Genomic DNA, 24,148 nt, shown 5'->3' on the forward strand with positions numbered 1-24,148 from the left:
CCCGGCACGCAATAATAGGCGCCATTCGTGTCTGTCCTCATGCAAACCCAGTTGACCCAGTCGTTGCAAGCCTCTTTACAGATCTTGGATCTTCGTCAGGAACGCTGTCCGATGGCGATGGTGCAAACCAAGCTGGCGGTTCGTGCTCGGCTTCCGGGACAAGTACTCCGTGTCCTCCTCTCAGACCAGGGAAGTCGCCGGGATGTTCCCCGATGGCTCGATAAGGTCGCGATTCCTTATCGGATTCTGGAAGATGGAGAGTGGCTTACATTGCAATTGGCAGACAATGACTACGAAGAGAAGGAGCGGCATGTTCAACCTGATCCGTAACTGGTATCGCGAAAAATTCTCCGACCCTCAGGCGGTGACTCTGACAGTCATTCTGCTGGTGGGCTTCGCGGTAATTTACTTCTACGGCAAGCTCATCATGCCGCTTCTGGTTGCCGTTGTGTTTGCCTATATGCTGGAGTCACCGGTCTCCTGGATGACCCGAAAGGGGCTGCCCCGCAGCGTATCGGCTTCGCTGGTGTTGGTGCTGTTTGCCGGGGCCATGCTGGTGGCCACGCTCGGATTGCTGCCAGCCCTGTGGCGACAGGGGGTGGCATTGGCCACCGAACTGCCCGCCATGGTCAGCCAGTGGCAGCAACTGATCATGACCCTGCCGGAAAAGTACCCCACGCTCATTGATGAGGTGCAGCTGGCCAGCATGATGGCCAACTTTAACCACTCACTGTTGAGTACCGGCCAAAATCTGGTGTCCCAGTCCCTCTCATCACTGGTCGATTTGGTGGCGCTGATGGTATACGCCATTCTGGTACCGCTGCTGATGTTCTTCTTCCTGAAGGATAAAGAGGAGCTTCTGGCCAGTTTTGGGCGCTTCATTCCGGATAACCGGGACCTGGCCAAGCAGGTCTGGGGTGAGATGAACATCCAGATTGGCAACTACATCCGGGGCAAGGTGATCGAGATTCTGATCATCGGCACCACCAGCTATCTCACCTTCTTCTTTATGGATCTCCGCTATGCGGCTCTGCTGGGGGCGCTGGTTGGCCTGTCGGTATTGATCCCCTATATCGGCGCGACCGTGGTGACGGTCCCTGTCGCACTGGTGGGCTTCTTCCAGTGGGGGATCTCGCCGGAGTTTGGTTATCTGATGCTGGCCTACGGCATCATTCAGGCCATTGATGGCAATGTGCTGGTGCCGTTGCTGTTCTCTGAGGCGGTGAATCTGCACCCGGTGGCGATCATCGTGGCCGTGTTGATCTTTGGCGGGCTCTGGGGTTTCTGGGGCGTGTTCTTTGCCATTCCTCTGGCGACTCTGGTCAAAGCGGTTGTGAACGCCTGGCCAACTCATACACCGGAGCCGGAAAACGCTTGATTCATGGCATCCCCCGAACGGGGGATGCGTCCAAGGTTTCATTAGCGGTATCAATAAGGTAACTCAAGGAGGTTACCATGAGACGCTTAAGGAACTGCATCATCACTCCCGTTGCTCTCTCCGCCATTGCACTGCTGGCCAGTTGTGGTGGAGACAGCGATACCAACACATCCCCACCCGATCCCAAGCCAATGCGCTTAACCGGCATCTTCAGTGACAGCCCCGTCAGTGGCCTGGGCTACGAAAGCGACAGCCAGAATGCGATGACCGGTGAACATGGGGAGTTCTACTACTTCCAAGGTGAATCGCTGGTGTTCTTTATCGGTGGCACCGCTTTCCCTGCCGTGCTCGGACAGGCTGAAGTGACACCGCAAACCCTCTATGACAATCAACCCGCCAACACGAAAGAGGTGGCGAACACTCTGCGTCTGCTGCAAACCCTGGACAGCGATGATGACCCGGAGAACGGCATTCAGTTGGAAAGTCGCGTTCATGATGATCTGGCCAGCGTCACTTTGGATGTAGCGTCCGATGCATTTGATGAAGAGGCGAAGCAAGCGCTTAGCGATGCAGGCATAGACAAGCCCCTGGTCAGTGAAGCGAAAGCATTGGCTCACTATGGCCAAAATCGTCCTTATCAGCAGTCCGACCTGACCGGCCACTGGTTTGATGTCTTTTACAACCTGCCGGTATCCGACAATGTGGCAGATGGGTTTGCCTATGCGGTCGACACGCTGGACATAGACAGCAAAGGGAGCACCGTTGCCACTGCACTGGTAAAAAGCGGTGGGCGAGAGTTGGACACCGAAACCCTGCAACTGACCCTGGATGAAGAGGGCAAACTCGGCTTGGCGGAAGCGCCAGAGTGGGAAGCCTATCTGAACAGCGGCAAGGATCAATTTGTGGCCTTTGCCCGGGATGGTGAAAGCATCGAAATCGGTGTGTCGCTCAAACAGGCAGAACAGTACCAGCAAGCTGACTTGGCGGGCATGTGGTACAGCTTCGGGCTGGAGATGCCGATAACCGATCCCTTCGACCCTGACCTGCCGATCACCTACCTCGATCGCTGGCAGATTAATGAATCCGGCGACATGACGCTGACTGAAATCTACACCTTCGGCTATACCATTGCGGATGAGCAGGAAACGCTGAAGGTATCCCTGACCGAAGAGGGACAGTTGGTGTTTGAGGGGGATGATGAGGGCATCGGCTTCCTGGGACGCAGCAAGGATGTGGTGGTGCGTCATGAAAACTGGGAAGGCGGTTCAGCACTGATTGTGGCGCTGAAACAGCCTGAAACCGTATCACTCGTAGATCTGGAGGGTACCTGGCGGATGTACAGCCTCGGCCTTCCGCCGGAAGGCAGCATGGATCCCGACGGGTTTACTTACGATGTGGATGAGATGGTGATTGATGCCAACGGTAAGGTGCAGGCAATCCATCTCCGTCATCTGGAGTGGGAACGCGAGGTAGGCATCATTGATGAGTCCTGGCGTCCGGATGGCAACTATCCCAGTAAGGACTCCTGGATTGATGGCGAATGGGATGCCCAGCTTGTGATGCTTGAAGGGGGTCTGTTTGCTGTCGACGGTGAGTTGGCAGAGTTCTTCGCCATTAATGAGGGTGGAGACGTCATGGTGAATCTGTATGGAGAAGAGGGCAATCAGGGGATGGCAATTGCCGTAAAACTGGCTGACCCGGAATAAACAGAGACACTGAAGAGTGATCACAGCCTGGGTACTGCCCAGGCTGTTTTATTGTTGCTGTTTGGCTCAGGCGGTTTCGAAACCAGTACGTTGAGAGTGAAATAAGCAGATTAACTGGTTCTGATGGCGGCAGTCGGTTTTATGAAGCAAGGCTTTTATCTGGCTCTTTACGGTTTCCTTACTGACACCGCGGCGATGGGCGATTTCACTGCCGTCCAGGCCCTGGAGCAACAACCTTAACACTTGGGTTTCCGCCAGGGTCAACGCAAGATCTCGACGGGCCTCACTGGGACCAAGCCAAAGGTGCGCCCAGGGGAGTAACGTCGCCCCGATAGCGCCAAGAGTGCATTCAGAACTAGGGGGAAAATGGCGTTGATTACGATGGCAAGAGAGGCCAATCGATCGACCTGGGCTGAGGGGGAGTACCAATCCCAGAGAGTGCTGATAGGGGAAATAGGGCGTAAAGCGTTCCAGAAAGTTCACCCGAGCCTCATCGTCGTTATCCAGTAAAGGCTGCAGAGGCACACTTTGCCCAACCAAACCCTGCTCCAGATAGCATTTCAGGTATTGGTCTTCGTTGCTGTGCTGCTGCATAAATCGATGAGCCTGAGGAGAGATCCCAGCGGAGTACACCTGTTGCTGATGGGTGGAATGGTCACTCAAAAACAGCAATACGCCGTCAGCCTCCAGTAAAGGCAATAGCCGATTCAGTGCGTGGTGCACCTCAACCGGGTGGCGAACCTGAACAAGTTGTTCGCTCCATTGGGCTAATCCATGCCAGCGCATAATCCCTCCATGAGACCAGTATGACGGCGGTCTCCGGGAGTGATCTTGATTCAGATCAGGGTGTTATTGAATTGTAACGGCGCGTTGGTGCGTCACCTTACGAGCCAGGGCTTTAGCATGTTCAACTCAGTCATCCTCCTGACAACAGGGCGCCGATGGGCGCCCGGTTGAAGCGTTGAGGATCAGCGTTGGGCTAATAGGTAATCCAGTGCGCCGGTAATGGCGGCAATCTGAGCCAGGTTGCAGATCTCCGGACTGGCTTTCGGACTGTCGGGATACACCTCGGTGGTTGTCACAAAGGGGGCATCCGTCATACCGCCGCACAGAAAGAGGGATTTTTTAGGGTAGTGAATCACCCCCTCCTGCTCGACTGGGGCGCCAATGATAAGGCCTTTATCGTCCGGCGGCGCAATGTGGGTGACCTGTCTAACGGCATCAATAATCGCCCGCTGGAACGCCGGGGTTGAGCGGTGTGTGTCATCTACGGTGTAAAAGCCGTCCGGGATCCCCTCTTTGGATTCATCAAAGGGTTTACCGTCCCGGGCCGCAAGAGCGGGGCGAAACTCGGTCTTATCGCTGTCCGTTGTCTCATGCAGATCCAAGTGAGCGAGGAACTCCGTGCCTTGAGCGCCCACATAGGCCATCGCCGCACCCGCTTCTTCAGAGGGGCTATCGGCCCTGAATGAGCGGTTTGGGTCTACGCAGAGCGGGTTCCAACGGTTGATGGTTTCATAGCCCCAGGGGCTGATGCAGGGCAGCACAAGCAGATCAAACTGCTCAACATACTCCCCGGCAACGGAATCAAGAAAGGCCAGTGCACCCTGAACACCGCTGGTTTCATAGCCATGCACCCCTCCTGTGATTAGTACCTTGGGTCGCTCCTCCTGCCAATTGCGGCTTTTAATCGCGAACAGTGGATAGCGTTCTACATCGTAGGAGAGCGAACCGTACTGCTCGACGTCATAACGGCTTTTTAGTGCCTCTATCTTATTGAGGACCTCTTCTCGATAGCTGCGTTTCCTGGATGTGTTGGCAAACCACGTCGCTTTTTCGGACTCGCTCCAGGGCTGTCCTTCTGTACCAATGGGATAAAAAGAGGGCATAGCAGGTCGGCATTAAGGCAAATGGGATGAAGAGAGTAGGGGGGCTGAGTGGCAAAAATCAACTCTTGTCTGCTCGGGTTTTATGGAGCGTTGGATGCTACAAATGCCACAACGTGCTCTCGGTTTGTGGAGTGCTGAGCCCCTTTTGTTCCGATTTCCGATACCGTCACGTCCAGCGCCGCTTTGACTGCGATGAATGGGCAGGCCATTTGAGTCGGCCTTTGAGAGAGGAGGTACTGGTTGGACAGAGGCTCTGGCCGACAGGTGAAGAACTGTTACTTCGGAGGAACAATTGGGTTCAATACCTATTTGTGGCCTTTTTGTCGGAACCTGCTTAATCGAACTTTGGTATTTAAGACGTATCTAGTCATGAGGTAGGGATGATAGGACAGAATAAGTAGTTCGTGGATATGAATAAACACTAAAGGCGGGTGTAAAATAATCACAAATAGCTCTGAATTGGCGTGGCAATAGAGTTGTCGCTCTAACATTTATGCACTTTCCATGAACCTAGGACGACAAAAATAGAACTTGGACTCTAAAATGCGATATCTGGTTGATATCAATACTTAAAGCGACAGAACAGAATGGTTAAATAAATTTATATTGCCCACGCCGTATGCCTCCTCATGCTCACCATCCAGCCCGGGAGGAAACTTAACCCATTGTTTTGAAACAGTATTTGAAGGAATAATGAAATTTAATGTAGTGCTTTGACTCTAAATTTCCACTTGGCAGACCCGTATGAACGAGTTTATCCGTCCATTAGGTTTTGACAATATAATTCTGTGCAAATGCTAAATTTCGATAAATATTTCGTTTCCTAATAAGAGCGGATACAACTTACATACATTAATCCTTAATTATCTTTAATAATCATATTTAATTTAATGCTCCGTCATTCGAATGATAAATTGCACTCGTAAATTAATGATTAGTGGTTGTAAGTGAGTCACATATGTACCTGGTGGGTTGATATTAATTACGGTTTTTAATCATTAACCATCCATTACGTCGCTTCTATTAAAGTTAATTTACCTTTTGTTTCGATAACAAATGGATTTCATTCGGTTCATAGAGGAAATTTTATAATGAAAACTTTGAAGTTTACTAAAGTAGCGGCGCTTTCTGCAGCAGCGTTTATGTTTGCCAGTTTTGGTGCTCAGGCAGCGACCAAAGTGATTCAGGTGAGCGCGTCTGTGGATACCGACCTGAGTGTTGTTGATGTGTCTGGTACTTGGGATGCTCCGATTGTGATGGTGCCGAACGCCACAAATAATGGCTTGGAAACCGTTAACATGGTTCTGAACTTTGACTCCAACGCTTATCAGGATGTTAACGTAACACTGCAGAGCCTTCCCGCTCTGGTGGACAGCTTGAACAACAACAGCATCCCTCTGGTATTCGAACTTAATGGCACTCCGTTGGTTCAGAATACCGCCCTGCTGGTTTCGAAAACCGAGCTGTATGAGTCTGCAGGTGGCAGCACCATCGACTCCTTGAAAAACGTCCCTCTGACCATTTCTAGCGCCGATAATACTGCGCTGGTAAGCGGTAACTACCAAGGTGTTTTCACTCTGAATTTTGATCTTAATCCTTAATCAAAGACCGAGTGTTTCTTTATCACGTTAGTTCAAATGGCGTGTGATCTAACAGCGGGTTAAAGGGACCTAATATTACAACCTTTGAATATTAGGTCCCTTTCTTTTGCATGAAAAAAGGATTTTTCAAGTGTTTGCTGATACCGGAATGACAAGTTTAGACGAGTGTCTTCTTAACTCTTGGACCTACTACTCAATGAATCAGTGTGTTTCCATGGTTCAGGGTGAGGTGCTGAGTACAAGCAGATACTTGGAAGATAATTTTCCCGGACTGCTTCTTAATGATGAAAAACAGACGATAAGCTCTGAAAAGCTCGAAGAATACCGAAGCGTGTATGGCATCGTTGCGCCTCGGAATCAGGACTCAGCTCGCACGACGAAGCCGCAGCAACCAATGATCAATCTTCCTGATACTACTGCAAGTGGGGGCAGCGTTGACGACTCCGCCCGTTACAGAATTGTGGCGCCCGACTGGTATATAGAAGACGACGAGTATCAGAAATATCACCTGTATATTAATGGGCGAAATGGCGTTATCTCTGATGTAAAACTAGCGGACGGAGTTGCTACGTTCCAAGGAGATATTCCGTTAGGCGATTATGTTAACACCCTTTCCAGCGAAGAGATCAACGAGATCACGAACCGCCTTAGCTATGGCGTAAGCATTGGAAAAACCATTTCGCTGGAGTCCGGAGCCACCTTTGGCTTGTCCGTCGATGACCCGAGTTTGTCTCTTTCAGTAATCCAGAAGGATCAGGAGGAGGTTTACTCCTATGGCCTGAAAAGAGGGATTATTCACTGGCAAAACCTTTCAGTTTATTACGATGACACAGCGGAAGATGTCAGTGTCAACCTGAGAGGCAAGGACAGTTATAAAGGCCAGCTTGGCATGTTTAGCATGGATTACTATGGCCAGAGTAATCAGTATGACACCTTCATGGAGCTCCAGAATGCGTCACTGATGTTTAAGCCATTCGATAACGGCATGCAGATTGGCGTCGGGTGGTTGGAAGATAGCGCTTATAACGAACCTTATGGGACGCTTGGCCGTTCCAATTTGTTGAAGCCTCACCCCTTTGCCGGCTTGGAACTGTTCAACTTCAGTTCGTTTGATCATGAGTTCAAGGTAAACCAAAGCGGAGAGGGCTTTAACGTCTTTTCCAGAGACTATGCCTATGGGTCTGTCTATGCCAACGGGCGTTTTGTTAGCAGTGTCAGTCTGACTCCTGGATTCAATCATATCGATGACCGATTGCTTGATGATGGTCAGAACATTGTCGAAGTAAAGAAGCGATACAACGACGGAACGGAAGACTCTGAGCACATTAACTACTTCAAGGCGTCCCTGGCGCGTAGTGAAGAGAGTTCTTTTTACGTCAAAGTTGCTTTGGGGGCTAAGGAAATTGATGGTGAGTATCAAGGGGCCGTCTCGCTGAAAACCGCTTTGAACTCCGATTATGGTGACATTGACTTTCAAACAACCTATTTCCAGAGCTTCGGTGATCTCGCCGCCGAAGTTGAGTATGAGAAACTGTTGGGCCCTCTCTTTATCCAACTGTATGGTGCGGCAACGACGAATGGTGAAGCTGGCTATGGCACACGATTGTCCAGCAATATTACCTCTCGTATCAATACCAGTGTTGAGTATCGTTCCGTAACGTCGGACAGTTGTGCCGAACAAAGCCGATATCTGTCCTACAATTGCTTTGATTATCTTAACCTTTACCTGTCTATTAGGCTGCCCTTTGACGTCTACACGACCTATAACTACCAATACTATGACTACCGGAGTTCGGGATTTTCTTCCCAGGAGAGTCGAATCGCATTGAACCGATTCTTTACCTTTTCAAATGGCTTTTCCATTGGACTTATTGGTAGTGCAGATCAGCGTGATAGAGATGGAATTTGGTCTTTAAGCAATGCCAAAAATTATTATTTTGGACTCAATCTTTCTTATAACAGAGGCAGTCAATCTACCACTTATGGTGCTGGCTATTCAAAACAAAACTATGGCCAAAGTTCAAATGGAACGCAGCAACACTCACTGAGCTACGCGAGTCGACTTGACGATCTTACGTTAAATGGCAGGGTTGGATTAAACCGAAGTAATTATTCTACAGATCACTTCGCATCAATGTCGGCGAATTATCAATCCGATTTCGGGATGTTCTTTGCTAATGGTTCCTTTAATCAAGTCAGCAACCAATTTAGCCTGAGTCATGATTATATCGCTGCAGTCAATGATAAGTCCTTCAGCCTGAGGACTCATCAAACAGGCTATACAGACACCGGAGTGATCTTTGATACTAAAAACATACCTGGGGATGAGTCGTTTAGAGTTCAGGTTCAGGGAAAGAATGGACTATTTAGCTACTCGCTTGATGGCAGCGAACAGAAGTTTTTTGCCCTGCAGCCTGGTCGATATCGAATGATGATCAGATCCGGCTCAATAAACCAAAGTCGACTCAGCGATATTTTACTTAATGAAACCATCGTGGATATATACAAAGGGGATGTTCGCACCATCGACTTTACCTACAACGATAAGATCGTTATCGCCTTCAGAAGCCTGAACAATAGCAGTGAGGTTCTTTCGATAGAGGGCTGTGATAAAACTACTGTAATCGATGGCGAATATGAGTTTACTTGCCTGTCTAGAACCGTATTAAATGATGGCTATTTTAACGCCACCCTGGACGATGTGACGGTTAGCTGTAAATACGGGAAAGTCAGCGTCTTTAGCGACATTTATTATTCTTTGGGAGATGTACGTTGTGAATAAGATTTATTCAATTATCCTGTTGTTCGCCAGTCTTCCCGCTTGGGCAATCTCTGTAACGCCTATGGAACTTTATGGTACAGAGGATGAATTGGTTTCCAAGGTAATTCGAGTGGTAAACCACTCAAAATATGATGAGTTTGTTCGCGTCAATATCTACAAGATTCTAGAACCCGCGACGCCAAATCAAAGAGAAGTGGATATTGATAATGCCACTTCGCTGGTAATGTCGGTCTACCCTCGTCGATTTAAGGTCGCGAGTGGGACTTCTAAGGAAGTCAGACTGCTGCTTCCAAGTAGCGATGTTCAGTCGGAGCAACTCTACCGGATACGATTTGTACCCGTTGCGTCATTTGAAGAGGGAGTGACGATAAAAGTGTCCTATGGGACTCTTGTTAGAGTTCTTCCTAAAACAGAAAGGCCCGCGGTAAAACACTCACTAGATGATGAAGGAAACAGTCGATTTACCAATGTGGGAAATATAAGGTTAACGGTAAAATCATCGTGCGAGTCTGACAAACTCAGTGAATTTAGACTGTATCCAGGACTGGGCTTCGATATTGGGGATGATTGCGATAAATCCGATTATAAATTCTTACATAAAAAGAATGAGATCAGTTACTGAGTGTTGTCACTTGCGCAGCTAGTATCCCATATTTTGTAGTCTGCTATTGATGAAATTGAGATGTTTTCATGAAATTTGAGGCACTGAGTCGAGCAAACGAAATTTTGGCTTCTCGAAAAATAATCACGTTTCCTCTCACTTAACTAAGGATCCCTGTGCCCATGAATGTCAGTTATGCCTCGTTTTTGAAAATCGCTATTGGCACGGTTTTTTTATTTTTTGTTTCAAGCATCAACATTGTTGATGCATCGGTATATCGTGGTTCAACTCATACTGAAACATTTAATTTTTCTGTCGATCCGTCAGTTCCCAACCAATGGCATCGTGCGGACATCGTATTGCCTCAAACTACCTGCTTGCCGGAGGATACAAGCGATGATGGTGAAGATCTGCCAAACCAGATATGGGATTGCAGAGCTGGTCACCATCATCGAAATGATCTTACTCTAACTTCTAATGGGTCATTTATATTGGCGTCCTCAACAAATGCTACACCAAAGTGGTATCAACTCGGAGTGCAACCAATAAAAGTTGTCCTACAAAGTGATACCACCGATGATATCTATGTTATTGGTGGGGGATGTTATTTCCTTGCAGCCGACAGAAGTTCGCACCACTGCAATACTGGTTATGCCTCATCCTCTGATGCAGCAAAGAGCACAAGAGGAACATATGTGGTAAGGGTTAATAGTAACGACTTTTCAGAAGTGCCAGATGGACAATATTCCGCATTCTTTGGCGGCTCTATTATCGATTGGCATCAGCATTACCTGATATTGAACCTATCAGTTGGAATCAGTATTTCCGTTTCGCGTTCAGGTGGAGAATCGGTCACGCCTTCGGATGTTACGCTTCATGATTTACAAGGGCAAAATCTGCCGATTAACTTTATAAAAATTGATGAGCAGAACCAATATGGGATGGGCTCACTCGATTTTTGTCTTGAAGCGGATGACTATTCGAGGCTCTCCGTTTCTGTGATAGGTCAAGACATCGCTTACCCGGACTATCCAGAGGCTAACAATACATCGGCTGTCCGTAGCCATGGTATTTTTGTTTTGTCTAATCGCTCCGGCTCGGTACCGGATGTTGGTACCGCTGGCATTCCTTATCGGATTATTTCAAGGACATTGGGGGCGACAAATAACGTGACCAGCAACGTGCACTGCCCGGCTTCTTCCTTTGGATTCTGCTCGGCTGTCCAGAAAGCGCTGGACTTTTCGTACTACCCTAATAGCCCATCGCCAAGCGGTGGAAGCTGTAAGCGATTCGATATCACCGTCGTCACCAGTCCATTTAATGTTTATCAGACTCTTCCTGGTGATTACTCTTCGTCATTTTATCTGAATGTGGAGGAATCCCCTTAATGGCAGTTCGGTTTCGTGTTGAAGTGTAAATTAGGCCTTTAATTTCACTGTCTTAGCGTAAAAAGCGACTCCTAAAGGAGTCGCTTTTGGATTTGCTAGCCATCGTCGTAAGGCCTCGTCAATCATGCCCGTTGCTGCTTTTTAAGAGGGAGTGACGGTAAAAGTGTCGTATGGGCTTCTTGTAAGAGTACTGCCTTAAACGGAAATTGCCAAAATAGAACACTCGTTAGACAATGATCGAAACAGTCATTTTACTAGCTTAAAAACTATACAGTTGACGGTAAAGTCATCGTGTGTTTCTAACAAACTCTGGGAGTTTCAACTGTATCCCGGATCCGAAGATGGTTGCGACAAATGGGATTAGACATTCTTAGATAGAGTGGATAAAAATTGGTTTCTTAATAACTCTTGTCTCATAAAAATATTTTGCTGTATATCACAGCGGGCAAATCCTCTGATTAGGTAGGTAATCATGAAAGCTCTTTTGCTTGTCAATATATTAATGTTCCTAACCTTAATATCCTTAAAATTGGGCGCTACCACTTATCGCGGTTCAACGTATACTGAAGTTCATAACATTATAGTTGATCCATCAGTTCCAGATGGCACAGCGCCTACATGGTCTTGGATCAATCTTCCTGCGGTAATCTGTTTGCCAGAAGATACCCTTAATGACTGTAGTAATTCCACACTTAGAAACGATCTTCTTCTCTGGGCCAATGGGACATATATGTTGCCTGCTTCAAGCTCGTGGGCACCAGTGTGGGATAGCAGAGGAGTCGGGCTATCTAAGCTTGCTCTACATAGTGTGGATAGTGATGATATTCGGATGGTATAAGTTGGATGTAGTGTTAGACGGGGAAGTACGTTTTCAACGTGCAACAGTGGTTACGGGGGAGGAGGAGACCATTCATCGAGCAGAAAAGAGCTTGGGATCCGGTTTAGTGAACAAGACTTAACGAATCTTCCTAATGGTCAATATGTTGCTAATTTTAATTCACCCATAATCGACTGGCATAAAAACGCGCTGATTTTAAACATTTCCATTAGGTTCAATATTACCGTACTGCGTTCTAATGGTAGTGATGCAGAAAATTCATCGGTAACCCTTCATGCTTTACAAGGCTCTAGCCTACCCATTAGCTTTATTAAAACTGGCCCGCAGACTCAATATGGGATAGGAGAACTGGATTTTTGTCTAGAGGCCGAAGATTACTCAAATATGGCTATCTATGTTGTCGGTCAGGACTTTGCTTATCCAGATGGTAGTAATGGCGACCGTCTACCAGGAGTCTTTGTATTGGCCAATCGATCTGATTCGGTGACGGATTCATCTAGCGCTATTATAAGGTACAAGATCTACTCTAGAACGCTCGGAATGAGGAATGAAGTGACAAACCAGATACTTTGCCAGTCGCACTCACATGGATTTTGCTCCAATATTCAAAAGACGGGGTATGATTTTTCTTATCACCCTAATTCCCCATCCCCCACAGGTGGCAGTTGCAAGCGTTTTGATATCACCGTGGTGACCAAGCCGTTTGATATCTATCAGACAATGGCTGGAGATTACTCGTCGTCCTTTTATCTGGTTGTGGATGAGGCCCCCTAACCGAGGGAGGCGGCCAGTGGTGTTTATCGTCGCGAGACGGTGCTACGAGTTCGGTCTAAAGTACGCTGCCATCGGGGTAAGCGGTCATTTTGCACGAAGCATCAGCAGCAAGCGTGTTGACCGGTCCGCGATTCAATAAGTCAGCGTCCTATACAAGAAAAAGCCACCCTGGCGGGTGGCTTTTTGTGGTCTTTTACCCTTCGTCGTAAGGCGTCGCCAATGTTGCTTGCAGCGTATAACCGGCTGAAAACTCCTCAACGGAGAAGCTGGTAGTATGCAGAGTGCCCGTTACCCAGATGGCATCCCAGATGATGTCAAGGGGAATACCCTGCTCATACTTAACGTAAACCAACTGGTTGGTCGGTGGTGGCGGGACATGAACGCAGGCACCGAAATAGGGGACCAGGAGAAACTCGGTGACTTTGGTTTCGTCTCCCTCCAGGGGCACAATAAAGCCGGGAAGCCGAACTTCTTGGCCATTCAACTCAGGTACGACGGGGCCGGTGGACTGAATCCAGGGGTCGGCGCCCCCCATCAGCTCCTCTTCAGGGCCAAAGGGAACACCGCCGTGGGGATTGGCGGGCATCAGAGGCTGATTGCGCTCGCTTTCCGGGCGTAGGTCGTCCCATTCCAGAACCCGGACCTCAGCCAATACCTGGGTGGAAAACAGTAGGCTCATGGCCAGGATAACGACGTTTTTCATTCCTTCCTCACAATCGTTGGGTCAGGCCATCGGCCAGGGTGTGTTGGTAGGCGCGCCAGGCTGGAATCAATCCCGCTGCCGAACCGGCCAGTTGGACAGCCAGCATCATCCATAGAATGGTGCCAGAAGGCAGGCTCAAATTCAGCACCAAACCGTATTGAGCCAGAGCCACAGGCGCCAGCACCATAATGACGGCCTGGGCTAACAGGTAGCCTAGCAGGGTGCCAACCAGTGCCAGCAGGGCGGCTTCTGCCCACAGCAGCAGGAAAATGTGCCGAGGCCCGGCGCCCATTGCTCTCAGAATCGCCATCTCCCGTCGGCGTTCGCTGAGGCTGGCCAGCAGGGTGGTCAGCATGCCGGTCAGTCCTACTGCCACCACGAACGCGGCGACAATGGCGAGGGCCTTTTCTGCCTGACTCAGTAGCGTCCACAACTCCGCTAATGCCATGCCCGGAAGTACCGCCGAGAGCGGCTCGCCGCGGTAGGTGTTGATGGCCCTTTGTACCCCCAGCAGTTGGAACTTGTTTTCCAGTCCCACCAGAAATGCGGTGATGGTTTTGGGGGTCAGGTCCATCTGTTTGACCTGGCCTACTTCAACGCCGTGGGTACGTACGCCGCCCTGCCAGCCCACATGAATCGCCTCGATCGCCTCCAGAGACACATGCAGCGTACGGTCCACCGGTGTACCGGTTGGACTGAGGATGCCCACCACAACAAAGGGCATATCATCATGCAAAGAGAAACTGGTGGAGCCACCTGCACCATGCGCCAGCGCCAGTTCGTCCCCCAACTGGTAGCCCAGCTTATGAGCGACCTCTGAACCTAGAACCACTTCGAACAAGCCATCAAAGCGCTCGCCCCTTGCCAGAGTGAGCGATTGCTTACTGCCGAACTGGTAATGGTCAAAGTAGGCCTGGCTGGTACCTAGTACCCGGTAGCCCCGATGGGAATCCCCCAGAGAGAGGGGAATTGTCCAGGCGACGCCGCGGGTTTGTGCCAAGTGCTGATAGGTGTCCCAGCCGATGTTGTTGGTAGCATTACCAAGACGGAATACGGAGTAGAGTAGCAGGTTGATGTTGCCGCTACGCGCACCCACCACCAGATCGGTGCCGGAAATGGTATTGGCAAAGCTTTGTTTAGCCTGGCTGCGAACCAGCTCAACACCGATAAACAGAGCGACAGCCACGGCGATAACGGTGAGGGTCAGCAAAACGCTGGTCAGTCGGTTACGCAGGCTTTGCAGCATCAGTTTCAGCATGGCACCACCTCCGTGCCGCCCTGATGGACCTGAAGTTGATACTGGGTGTCCACGCATTCCGCCAACGCCGGGTCGTGGCTGACCAGCAACAGGCTGGATCCTGCCGCCCGACACTGCTCAGTGAGCAGTGCCATAAAGCGGTCACGGCTCTCCGGGTCAAGCGCGGAGGTGGGCTCATCCGCCAGGATAAGAGCCGGTGCGCCCAGCAAGGCTCGAGCCACGGCAACCCGCTGTTGTTGCCCGACAGAGAGTTCGGTAACCGGACGGGCCAGCACCGACTCTGGCAGCTCCATGGCGTCCATCAGTCGGCGCACCTCCTGCTCCGCATCGGCCACCCGTTTGCGCCGCTTAGGCGCGAATTGGAGCGGCAACACGATGTTGTCATGGACGCTCAGGTAGGGCAGCAGGTTGAACTGCTGGAACACGATACCCATCGCTTCCGCGCGCAAACGGTCCCGTTTTCCGGCGCTAAGGCTGGTCAGCTCCGTACCCGTCAGTTCCAGCGTCCCGCTGTCGGGCTGCAACACGCCGGCCACCAGATTCAACAAGGTGGATTTACCACTGCCGGACACCCCTTTAAGCATGGCGCGTTCGCCAGCGCCCAGGGTCAACTCAGGCAGATGGAGCAACCGGCCCGTTCCGGGCCAGCGGTAATGAAGGTCATGGATCGCAAGCTGGTTCATGGTGTTACCAACGGGCATCGGGTGAGGAGGGTGTCAGTTCAGCCCCGCCACTGCCGGATTCGCTAAGACGTTGCAGGGTGAGGCGGTGAAGCTCAGGGAAGTGCTTGAACAGCGCCACAGTGATGGCGTTGACCGGGCCTTCACACTGCCAGAACCATTGGGCCTCCAGCTCCATATGGCCGGAAGCCGTGGGGTCATTAAGATTGGCCGGAGGCGTAATGGTTACTTCGGTCGGTTGGCAGTCGGCGTTTTCGGGCAGCGTGAAGAAGCGGTGCCCGGCGTTCAAATGGGTCAGGGTGTCTTTTATCAGCGCCTCTTCCTGCGTATTTTCCGGTGCCCGTTCAAAACCCCACAAGCTGTCGGTGGGCAGCGTCAGATTGACCATCACCTGATTGCCATCCTGGATCAGGGTCAGATTGCCCTCACCATGAACATGGGCGCCATGGCCCTCACCCGCATGGTCGTGATTGTGGTTGTGGTCATGCTCCGAATGAGCGTGGTGGTCGTGATCAGACTGTACCGCTGCCGTTTCGGCGGGGTGGTTGTGGTCATGACCATGATCGTCATGCTCATCGTGAGGATGACAGGCGGAAAGCGCCAGAGCGGCGGTGACGGCAACGGCGGTCAGGTTCAAAGCGTTCACAAGGTTCTCCCAAAAATAAAGTCTGAATAAGCAAAAGTGCGCAGAGATTATCGGGAGCAGGGAGGGTCTCGGTTGCCGGTAGAAACCAGCGGGGGAAGCGGAGCGGCAGGAAGTGGGCAGGCCAGAGCGTTAACGGAAACCGCACTGGCCTGAACCGTGAGGACGTCACCGGGAAGCGCGTGCAGCCAGTGGTCGATCAACTGGGCCTGCGCGCACAGGTCGCTGCCATCCTGATGATGCAGCGCCTCCGCCAACGCATGGCTGGCAACCAGGGACAGGCACAGGGCCCACCCCAGAAGCAGCGTGGCGAACAGGCGCCGCATGCGGTGGTTAGCCAAGCAGGCCCAACACCACCTCATGGTGGTCCTTGGTCTTGAACTTGTTGATGAACTGTTCGATGGTGCCATCGGGGCCGATCAGGAAGCTCAGTCGATGGATGCCATCGAACTCACGGCCCATAAACTTCTTCGGACCCCACACGCCAAAGGCGTCAGCGACCGCGTGGTCTTCGTCGGAAAGCAGGGTGAAGTTCAACTGGTCACGCTCGGCGAACTTGGTCAGTCGCTTCACCGGGTCCGGGCTGATCCCCAGTACCACAACCTCTTTGTCGTCCAGTTGTGCTTTGATGTCACGCAGATTCTGCGCCTGAACGGTACAGCCCGGGGTCATCGCTTTGGGGTAGAAGTACACCAGAACCCGTTTGCCAGCGAAGTCGCTCAGGGATACGGCGTTGTCATTCTGGTCTTGCAGGGTGAACAGAGGGGCTTTATCGCCCGTTTGCAAGGTCTGCATCTTCTCTCCTTGTCTGATTCAGTCTGAGTGTGCGCCTTCCATACGGCGGAGGCGGCAGTTCAGGTTCAATTCATCTGCCAGGTCACTCAAATTGGTTTCGAGTGCGTCCAGGTCAACACGGGAGGTGGCGTTGATGCGCACCTCGACCTGCTGCAGGCCGGAACCATCTTCGCCTTTACGGGCGGTGGAGGTAAAACCGGCCAGATCCAGCTCTCGGTCAGCGAGGAACTGGGTGATCTGCTTCATGGTGCCGCGGCGATCCTGCCCCTCAAATTCCACGACCAAGCGGGCGGTAAAGTCCACCGGAGTGTGTTCAGAGGTGCGCTTGCAGATGGTCAGCAGCTCCCATTGGGCGGCGTGCACCGGCAGTTCATTTTCAAGCCTGGCAATGGCAGCGTAGCTGCCGCCCACCAGCATAATGAGGGAAAACTCGTTACCGAAGATGGCGACGCGGCTGTCGATGATGTCGCAATCGCAGCTGGCGGTCAGCTTGGCCAGCTTGTTGACGATGCCGGGACGGTCGGTGCCCATGGCGGTAACAGCCAGATACTGGGTCATGTTCGGTCCTATCTTGGTCGGGGCGACCGTAAAGACGGCAAAATTAAGGCCCCGGGGTCCTTATGATCGCGGCCATGCTAGCACAAAGGGTTTCGCAGGTCGCTCCCTTGTCTTCAACCAGGTGCAACAGTACCATAGCTTGCTCTGTAACGTGGGGAAGCAACGGGATGTTTCGCGGAAGTATTGTCGCCCTGGTGACGCCTATGAACCAGGATGGCTCGGTGGATTTTTCCGCCTTGAGCACACTAGTGGAGTTTCACATCAACAACGGCACCGACGCGATCGTTGCAGTTGGCACTACCGGCGAATCCGCCACCTTAAGCGTGCCTGAGCACGTGGCGGTCGTGAAAGCGGTGGTTGAGCAGGTGGCGGGCCGCATTCCGGTGATCGCCGGTGCCGGTGCCAACAGCACTGCCGAAGCGGTTGCCCTGACCAAAGCCTGCGACGACGTCGGGGCGGATGGCATGCTGAGTGTTACCCCCTACTACAACAAGCCGACCCAGGCGGGTCTGGTGGCCCACTTTTCTGCCATTGCCCAGGCGACGGATAAACCGATCATCCTCTACAACGTGCCGGGGCGCACCTGTTGTGACCTGAAACCTGAGGCGGTTGCGGAACTTAGCCGCATTAAAAACATCGTAGGCATTAAGGAGGCCACCGGTGATCTGTCCCGTGTGACTCCCCTGCGTCAGCTGTGCGGCGATGAATTCCTGCTGCTGACCGGCGATGATCCGACCGCCATGGCCTTTATGCTGGCGGGGGGCGACGGCGTAATCTCCGTCACCAACAACGTCCGGCCGGCAGAGTTCAAAGCGTTGTGTGATGCTGCCCTGAGCGGCGACATCACCACCGCCCGTAAGCTGGATGCACAGCTTTACCCGCTGTACAGCGCCCTCTTTATTGAGGCCAACCCCATCCCGGTCAAGTGGGCAATGGAAGCCATCGGAGTGACAGAGCGCACCGTGATGCGTCTGCCCCTGACCGAGCTCACTGAGCAAGGAAAAGAAAAAGTGCGCGAGGCCCTGGCTGCCTCCGAGCCTGTTTGAGGGAAAGGAATGAAACACAATCGCTTAGCCATCGCCGCACTGGCGCCGGTTCTGATCCTGGTGGGGTGTGCCACCCCCCTGGAGCGACGTCAGGCCAGCGGTGGCTTCGACTATCTGGAGCAGCCTGCGCCAACGCCGCTGGTGGTACCGGCAGGACTGGATGCACCTCGCGTCAGCCGGGAATTTGATGTTCCGCCACTGGGCAGCAGTGTGGATCGCGATGTTGTTGGTCCCCGCCTGGATGTTCGTCCGCCGCTGCAAGTGTTGCCTCTGGCACCGGGAACCCGTCTGCAGGACTCTGTCGACAGTGTGACCGTGCTGGTGGAAAGCAACCAGGATGACCTGGATCTGGCCCATGAGATCCATGAAACCCTGCTGAAGTTCCTGTCCGATCAGTCCATCGGCGTTGCCACCGACAGCAACGGCGTGATCGTCACCGACTGGATCGAGAACGAAGAGGTGATCGGCAAGTCCTGGTTCCGCGACAAGGTGTACCAGATCCGTCAGCGTTACGAGTTCGATACCGTAGTGAAGGATCATGGCCGAAGCGGCTCCATCACCATCGAATTGGTGGATCATGAAGAGGGCCTGGATGGTATCGATGACAGCATCGTACTGACCGACGCCGATCGTCGCCGTTACGCCATCGACATGCTCAACAACGCTATCGCTTACATGAACTTCGAGCGTAAGCAGCGTCAGGCCACACAGGAACTGCTGAACGGTCGAGGCATTAAGACCGTGCTCGGTTTCGACAGCGATGAGAACACCGCGTTTATCGCGGAGGCCAGCTTCGACCAGGTGTGGCGTCGCATGGATCATGTGCTGCCGCTCCTGGGCTTCGAAGTGCGCGATCTGGACCAGCAACTGGCCACTTACTTCGTTGACTTTGAGTCCGACTCCGGATTCTGGGCCTCCCTGTGGGGCGATAACGATGCCCTGCCGCTGGAAGAGGGCCCGTACCAGATCCGTCTGGAGCCGATGGGTGAGCGTACCGCCATCACAGTGCTGGACAATGAGGCGAAGCCTCTGCCGACAGAAACCGTGACCCAGATGTACAACCGCTTTGCAGATCTGCTCAAAAAAGAGATGCGCGAACTGCAATAACGGTGTTATCCAATCGCAGAAAAGCAGCCTTCGGGCTGCTTTTTTTGTGCCGGACGGGTTCTGCCATTGGAGATGTTTCTCACATGTGACACATCGGTTTGCCAAGTGATCTTTGTTGTATTCAGAGATGCCAAACTGGCAATTCTTTACGTTCCTTGACGAGGGCTTGGGGTACGATGCCGCCACTTGATTGGAGATCCGCCCCGATGCTGAAAAAGTTCCTCATCCCCGTCGTCCTGATTGCCGCCGCTGGCGCGGTTTACCTGAATCTATCGTCCGGTTCGGACAGTGCCGGTAACAAGCCGGGCTCCCGCCCGGTGGAGGTGGAAACCGGTACTGTCACCGCAGTGGAGTTGCCTCAGCACCTCGCGCTGGTGGCCAACCTCGAAGCCTGGCAAGCGGTCACCATCGCGCCGGAGGTTTCCGGTCGCCTGGTGCGTCTGCTGGTGGAGAGTGGTGATACGGTGAAACAGGGACAGGTACTGGCCCGCCTGGATAATCTGCAACAGATCGCGCAGCGGGACGAGGCGCGGGCCTATCTGGCGGAAGCCAAGCGCCTGCTGGCGGAACGAAGCCGTCTGGCGGACAAGGGCGCCATCTCAGCATCAGAACTGGCCGCGCAAGAAGCGGAAGTCGCGATGGCGCAAGCCCGTCTGTCCAGTGCTGAGGCGGAACTGGCCAAACGTACACTGCTGGCTCCCTTTGACGGCGTCGTTGGCTTGGTCAGCCACGCCCCCGGTGCCCAGGTGGTGAGTGGTGAAGCCCTGATGACCCTGGACCAACTGGATCGTCTGCGCCTGGATCTGGCGGTGCCGCAGCGTTACCTGGCCGCACTGGCGCCCGGTCAGCAGGTCAAGGCTCGCATCGACGCCTATCCCGATTTTGCCTTCAACGGCACCCTGGTGGCCCTGGACAGCCGGGTGAACCGCAACGACATGACCGTAGCTGCCCGCTTTGCGTTTGATAACCATGACGGCCACCTCAAGCCCGGCATGCTCAGCCGCATCGATTTTGCGCTGCCCACCCAACTGCGTCCGGTGGTGCCGGTGCAGGCGATGGAGTACTCCGGTTCCGATCGATTCGTGTATGTGGTGGATGGGAACAATATCGCCCACCGCACCCTGATTGAGCCGGGTGTGCGCCAGGGCAACACCGTGGCGGTGGAGTCCGGGCTGGAAGTGGGCACTCGCATCGTGGTGAAAGGGCTGGTCAGTATCAAGGATGGCAGCACGGTTCACGAAGTGGGCACCGCTCGCGCCAAGGGGCAGGGTAACGCTGGCGAGGTATCCCGCTGATGCTGCTGTCCGACTTGTCGATCAAGCGGCCAGTGATGGCCATTGTGCTGTCACTGCTGCTGACCCTGTTTGGCCTGGTGGCCTTCTCAAAACTGTCGGTGCGTGAACTGCCGGATGTGGACGTCCCTGTGGTGTCCGTGTCGGTCAGCTACGAAGGCGCGTCGGCGGCGGTGATGGAAGATCAGATCACCAAGCCGATTGAAGACCAGCTCTCCGGGATCTCCGGCATCGATACCATTGAATCGGTCAGCCGCAATGGCTCCACCCAGATCACCGTCAACTTCGATTTGGATTGGGACATTATGGAGGGACTCTCCGATGTCCGTGATGCGGTGTCACGTGCCCAGCGCAGCCTGCCAGAGGACGCCGATGATCCGATGGTGCTGAAGTCCAACGTCAGCGGTGACGCGGTGGTTCGACTCTCCCTGCGCAGCGCCGAGATGGATCGCATTGAACTGACCGACTACGCCGAGCGGGTGCTGGTAGACCGTCTCTCTCTGGTCAACGGCGTCAGCCAGGTGAGCCTGTATGGTGATCTGGAACGGGTGGTTTATCTGCAACTGGATCCCAGTGCCATGGCCGGTCGCGGCATCTCCGTCGCCATGGTGGAAAGCGCCCTCAATAACCAGAACCTGGAACTGCCCGCCGGACAGCTGCGTAACCGGGATCAGGTGATGTCCGTGCGCCTGGAACGGGTGCTGAAAACCGTTGAGGATTTCAGCCGCGTGGTGGTGCGTTATGACGAGCAGGGCAGCCCCATCTACCTCTCCGACATCGCCCACATCTACGATGGCGCCAAAACCGAAAACAGCCTGTTTAAGAGCAACGGTCTGAATGCCCTTGGCTTTGCCATCAGCGCCCAGTCGGATGCCAACCCCATCAATGTGGCCAAGGGGGTGCGAGCCCTCATCGATCAGATCCAGCCGCAACTGCCTGACGGCATGGAGCTTGAGGTGGCATATGACGCCACCATCTTTATCGAGCGCTCCATCAACGAGGTGTACCAGACCCTGTTTGTCACGGCGGCCCTGGTGGTGGCGGTGCTCTATCTGTTCCTCGGACAGGCCCGGGCGACCCTGATCCCGGCGGTGACCGTGCCGGTCTCTCTGATTGCCGCCTTTATGGTGGCCCAGTTTGCGGGCTTCTCCCTCAATATCCTGACCCTGATGGCGCTGATCCTGGCCATCGGCCTGGTGGTGGATGACGCCATCGTGGTGGTGGAGAACATCTTTAAGCACCTGGAGCGGGGCAGTTCACCCCTGGTGGCGGCCTATCAGGGCACCCGGGAGGTTGGGTTTGCTGTGATCGCGACCACCGCCGTACTGGTGATGATCTTCCTGCCCATCGCCTTTGCCGGTGGCATGGTGGGCAAATTCTTTACCGAGTTTGCGGTCACCCTGGCGGTGGCGGTGATCTTCTCCTCCCTGATCGCCCTGACGCTGACGCCGGTAATGGGCGCCAGCCTGCTCAAAGCCAACGTAAAGCCCAACCGTTTCAATAGTGCGGTAAACCGTCAGTTTGCCCGGTTGGAAAGCGCCTACAAGCGCAGCCTTGAACGCGCTTTGCGGTTCAAATGGGCGGGGCCGACCATCATCGTGATGGCTCTGGTGGCGGTGGCGTTGCTGTTCCCCCGCATCAACACCGAGTTCACTCCAAGTGAAGACCGTGGCGTGCTCTTTGTGTTCGTTAAAGGTGCGGAAGGCACCGCGTTTGACCGCATGGTTAAGAACATGGAAGCGGTGGAAGCGCGACTGTTGCCGCTGATGTCGGAAGAGGGGCCGCTGCAGGCGATGAACCTCTCCACTCCCGCTTTTGGCAACCGCGGCGACCAGACCGGCTTCTTTGTACTGCTGTTGAAAGACTGGGCGGTGCGCGACCAGCACAGCAACGAAATTCTGGCCCAACTGCGCCGGGATCTGAGCGGCATTCCCGATGTGCGGGTGTTCCCCATGGCCCCCGGATTTGGTGGCGGCAGCTCTGAGCCGGTGCAGTTTGTGCTGGGCGGCGCAGACTACGACGAACTGGATCGCTGGGCTCACGCCATCATCGATGCCACCGCAGCTCGAAGTGAAGTGCGTGATCTGGACTCCGATTTCTCCCAGACCACGCCGGAACTGCTGGCTAAGGTGGACCTGGAAGCCGCTGCCCGGGTTGGCATCAGCCCTCGGGACATCGCCCGCACTCTGGAAGCGGTGCTGGGTGGCATCAGCCGCACCACCTTTGTGGACCGGGGGGAGGAGTACGATGTTTACCTCCGTGGTGACATTGAGCGCTTTGATGATGCCTCCAAACTCTCCGGCATCTATATGACCACACCGGCGGGAGAGCGGGTCACCATGGCGAGCCTGGTGGAGTTTGAGGAGATCGGTTCAGCCAGTCGCCTGAAGCGCTACCAGCGCACCAAATCCGTCACCATTCAGGGTTATGTGGGCCAGGGGCACACTCTGGGCGAAGCGTTGGCGCTGCTGGAGCAAACCGCGCGGGAGATGCTGCCGCCGGACATCACCATCGATTACAAGGGTGAGTCCAAAGACTACAAGGAGAACCAGGCGGACACCTTCCTGGTCTTTGCACTGGCATTGATGGTGGCCTATCTGGTACTGGCGGCCCAGTTCGAGAGCTTTATCAACCCGGCGGTGATCATGCTGACGGTGCCGATGGGCATTGTCGGGGCGCTGCTGGGCTTGCTGCTGACCGGGGAGAGTCTCAACCTCTACAGTCAGGTGGGGATGATCATGTTGATCGGCATGGTGACCAAAAACGGCATTCTGATTGTCGAGTTTGCCAACCAACTCCGGGACAAGGGCGTCGCCTTTGAACAGGCGGTGGTGGAGGGCGCCAGTGCCCGTCTGCGTCCGATTCTGATGACCGCCTTTACCACCCTGTTTGGGGCGGTGCCGCTGCTGCTGGCTACCGGCGCTGGTGCGGAGAGCCGATACGCCATAGGTGTGGTGATCTTCTTTGGTATGGCGTTGGCTACGGTGATCACCCTCTACCTGGTGCCGCTGATGTATCGCCTGATGGCCCGCTCAACCCACTCGCCGGAGCATCGTACCCACGAACTGGAAGAGGCACTGGCGGCGGAAGCAGCCCGGCGCTGACCGTA

General features: G+C 53.5%; 20 protein-coding genes. 11 read left to right on the forward strand and 9 right to left on the reverse strand.

Annotated features, from left to right (window positions below; genetic code table 11):
- Positions 1 to 27: 27 nt before the first annotated feature.
- The 3 genes from KUV52_RS09940 (at position 28) to KUV52_RS09950 (ending at position 3,084) form a co-directional block, all read left to right on the forward strand.
- A complete protein-coding gene (locus KUV52_RS09940; RefSeq protein WP_315900157.1) occupies positions 28 to 330 on the forward strand; it encodes a sulfurtransferase TusA family protein in 303 nt (100 codons plus the stop codon).
- On the forward strand, positions 311 to 1,378 hold the full coding sequence (locus KUV52_RS09945) for an AI-2E family transporter (protein ID WP_222525787.1): 1,068 nt from the start codon (positions 311 to 313) through the stop codon (positions 1,376 to 1,378). Before KUV52_RS09940 ends, KUV52_RS09945 begins: the two co-directional genes overlap by 20 nt.
- A gap of 77 nt (positions 1,379 to 1,455) precedes the next feature.
- Complete coding sequence (locus KUV52_RS09950) at positions 1,456 to 3,084, forward strand: hypothetical protein (protein ID WP_222525788.1); 1,629 nt, start codon at positions 1,456 to 1,458, stop codon at positions 3,082 to 3,084.
- 66 nt (positions 3,085 to 3,150) lie between these two features.
- Here the strand turns inward: KUV52_RS09950 and KUV52_RS09955 are convergent, their stop codons facing one another.
- Both KUV52_RS09955 and KUV52_RS09960 read right to left on the reverse strand, forming a co-directional pair.
- Positions 3,151 to 3,870: a helix-turn-helix transcriptional regulator gene (locus KUV52_RS09955; protein ID WP_222525789.1), complete on the reverse strand. Its 720-nt coding sequence runs from the start codon at positions 3,868 to 3,870 to the stop codon at positions 3,151 to 3,153.
- 182 nt (positions 3,871 to 4,052) lie between these two features.
- The gene (locus tag KUV52_RS09960) at positions 4,053 to 4,973 is read right to left on the reverse strand and encodes a M14 family metallocarboxypeptidase (protein WP_222525790.1); all 921 of its coding nucleotides are present in this window, start codon (positions 4,971 to 4,973) and stop codon (positions 4,053 to 4,055) included.
- Between the two features lie 1,091 nt (positions 4,974 to 6,064).
- Between KUV52_RS09960 and KUV52_RS09965 the strand changes: the two genes are divergently transcribed.
- The 4 genes from KUV52_RS09965 (at position 6,065) to KUV52_RS09980 (ending at position 11,345) form a co-directional block, all read left to right on the forward strand.
- The gene (locus tag KUV52_RS09965) at positions 6,065 to 6,574 is read left to right on the forward strand and encodes a CS1 type fimbrial major subunit (protein ID WP_222525791.1); all 510 of its coding nucleotides are present in this window, start codon (positions 6,065 to 6,067) and stop codon (positions 6,572 to 6,574) included.
- Positions 6,575 to 6,704: 130 nt separating this feature from the next.
- Positions 6,705 to 9,356 (forward strand): hypothetical protein, encoded by a 2,652-nt coding sequence (locus tag KUV52_RS09970; protein ID WP_222525792.1) that lies wholly within the window; start codon positions 6,705 to 6,707, stop codon positions 9,354 to 9,356.
- Entirely contained in the window at positions 9,349 to 9,978 is a 630-nt protein-coding gene (locus KUV52_RS09975) for a hypothetical protein (RefSeq protein WP_222525793.1), read from the forward strand. The genes KUV52_RS09970 and KUV52_RS09975 overlap by 8 nt, the downstream gene beginning before the upstream one ends.
- A gap of 161 nt (positions 9,979 to 10,139) precedes the next feature.
- Positions 10,140 to 11,345 carry a hypothetical protein gene (locus KUV52_RS09980; protein WP_222525794.1) on the forward strand — a complete coding sequence of 402 codons (1,206 nt, stop codon included), beginning with the start codon at positions 10,140 to 10,142 and terminating at the stop codon, positions 11,343 to 11,345.
- A gap of 1,805 nt (positions 11,346 to 13,150) precedes the next feature.
- Here KUV52_RS09980 and KUV52_RS09985 read toward each other — a convergent pair.
- From KUV52_RS09985 to KUV52_RS10015, 7 genes are read right to left on the reverse strand one after another with little or no spacing between them, the layout of a single operon-like run.
- Positions 13,151 to 13,660: a DUF3299 domain-containing protein gene (locus KUV52_RS09985; protein ID WP_261389952.1), complete on the reverse strand. Its 510-nt coding sequence runs from the start codon at positions 13,658 to 13,660 to the stop codon at positions 13,151 to 13,153.
- A 7-nt stretch (positions 13,661 to 13,667) separates the two neighbouring features.
- Positions 13,668 to 14,918 carry an ABC transporter permease gene (locus KUV52_RS09990; RefSeq protein ID WP_222525795.1) on the reverse strand — a complete coding sequence of 417 codons (1,251 nt, stop codon included), beginning with the start codon at positions 14,916 to 14,918 and terminating at the stop codon, positions 13,668 to 13,670.
- Positions 14,912 to 15,601, reverse strand: coding sequence for an ABC transporter ATP-binding protein (locus tag KUV52_RS09995; protein WP_222525796.1), 690 nt, complete (start codon positions 15,599 to 15,601; stop codon positions 14,912 to 14,914). Before KUV52_RS09995 ends, KUV52_RS09990 begins: the two co-directional genes overlap by 7 nt.
- Positions 15,602 to 15,605: 4 nt before the next feature.
- The gene (locus tag KUV52_RS10000) at positions 15,606 to 16,244 is read right to left on the reverse strand and encodes a DUF2796 domain-containing protein (protein WP_222525797.1); all 639 of its coding nucleotides are present in this window, start codon (positions 16,242 to 16,244) and stop codon (positions 15,606 to 15,608) included.
- Positions 16,245 to 16,291: 47 nt separating this feature from the next.
- The gene (locus KUV52_RS10005; protein ID WP_222525798.1) at positions 16,292 to 16,567 is read right to left on the reverse strand and encodes a hypothetical protein; all 276 of its coding nucleotides are present in this window, start codon (positions 16,565 to 16,567) and stop codon (positions 16,292 to 16,294) included.
- Positions 16,568 to 16,574: 7 nt separating this feature from the next.
- Positions 16,575 to 17,036, reverse strand: a complete 462-nt coding sequence (gene bcp / locus KUV52_RS10010; RefSeq protein ID WP_222525799.1) for a thioredoxin-dependent thiol peroxidase — start codon at positions 17,034 to 17,036, stop codon at positions 16,575 to 16,577.
- Between the two features lie 18 nt (positions 17,037 to 17,054).
- Positions 17,055 to 17,594, reverse strand: a complete 540-nt coding sequence (locus tag KUV52_RS10015; protein WP_222525800.1) for a glycine cleavage system protein R — start codon at positions 17,592 to 17,594, stop codon at positions 17,055 to 17,057.
- A 167-nt stretch (positions 17,595 to 17,761) separates the two neighbouring features.
- On the opposite strand from KUV52_RS10015, the gene dapA reads away from it, so the two are divergent.
- From dapA to KUV52_RS10035, 4 genes are all read left to right on the forward strand, one after another.
- Entirely contained in the window at positions 17,762 to 18,640 is an 879-nt protein-coding gene (dapA, locus tag KUV52_RS10020) for a 4-hydroxy-tetrahydrodipicolinate synthase (RefSeq protein WP_222525801.1), read from the forward strand.
- Between the two features lie 9 nt (positions 18,641 to 18,649).
- Positions 18,650 to 19,747: an outer membrane protein assembly factor BamC gene (bamC, locus tag KUV52_RS10025; protein WP_222525802.1), complete on the forward strand. Its 1,098-nt coding sequence runs from the start codon at positions 18,650 to 18,652 to the stop codon at positions 19,745 to 19,747.
- Positions 19,748 to 19,953: 206 nt separating this feature from the next.
- Positions 19,954 to 21,042, forward strand: a complete 1,089-nt coding sequence (locus KUV52_RS10030; RefSeq protein WP_222525803.1) for an efflux RND transporter periplasmic adaptor subunit — start codon at positions 19,954 to 19,956, stop codon at positions 21,040 to 21,042.
- Positions 21,042 to 24,143 (forward strand): efflux RND transporter permease subunit, encoded by a 3,102-nt coding sequence (locus KUV52_RS10035; RefSeq protein ID WP_222525804.1) that lies wholly within the window; start codon positions 21,042 to 21,044, stop codon positions 24,141 to 24,143. The genes KUV52_RS10030 and KUV52_RS10035 overlap by 1 nt, the downstream gene beginning before the upstream one ends.
- Positions 24,144 to 24,148: the final 5 nt, after the last annotated feature.

Origin of the sequence: Ferrimonas balearica (assembly GCF_019802055.1) — a bacterium.
GTDB lineage: Bacteria > Pseudomonadota > Gammaproteobacteria > Enterobacterales > Shewanellaceae > Ferrimonas > Ferrimonas balearica_A.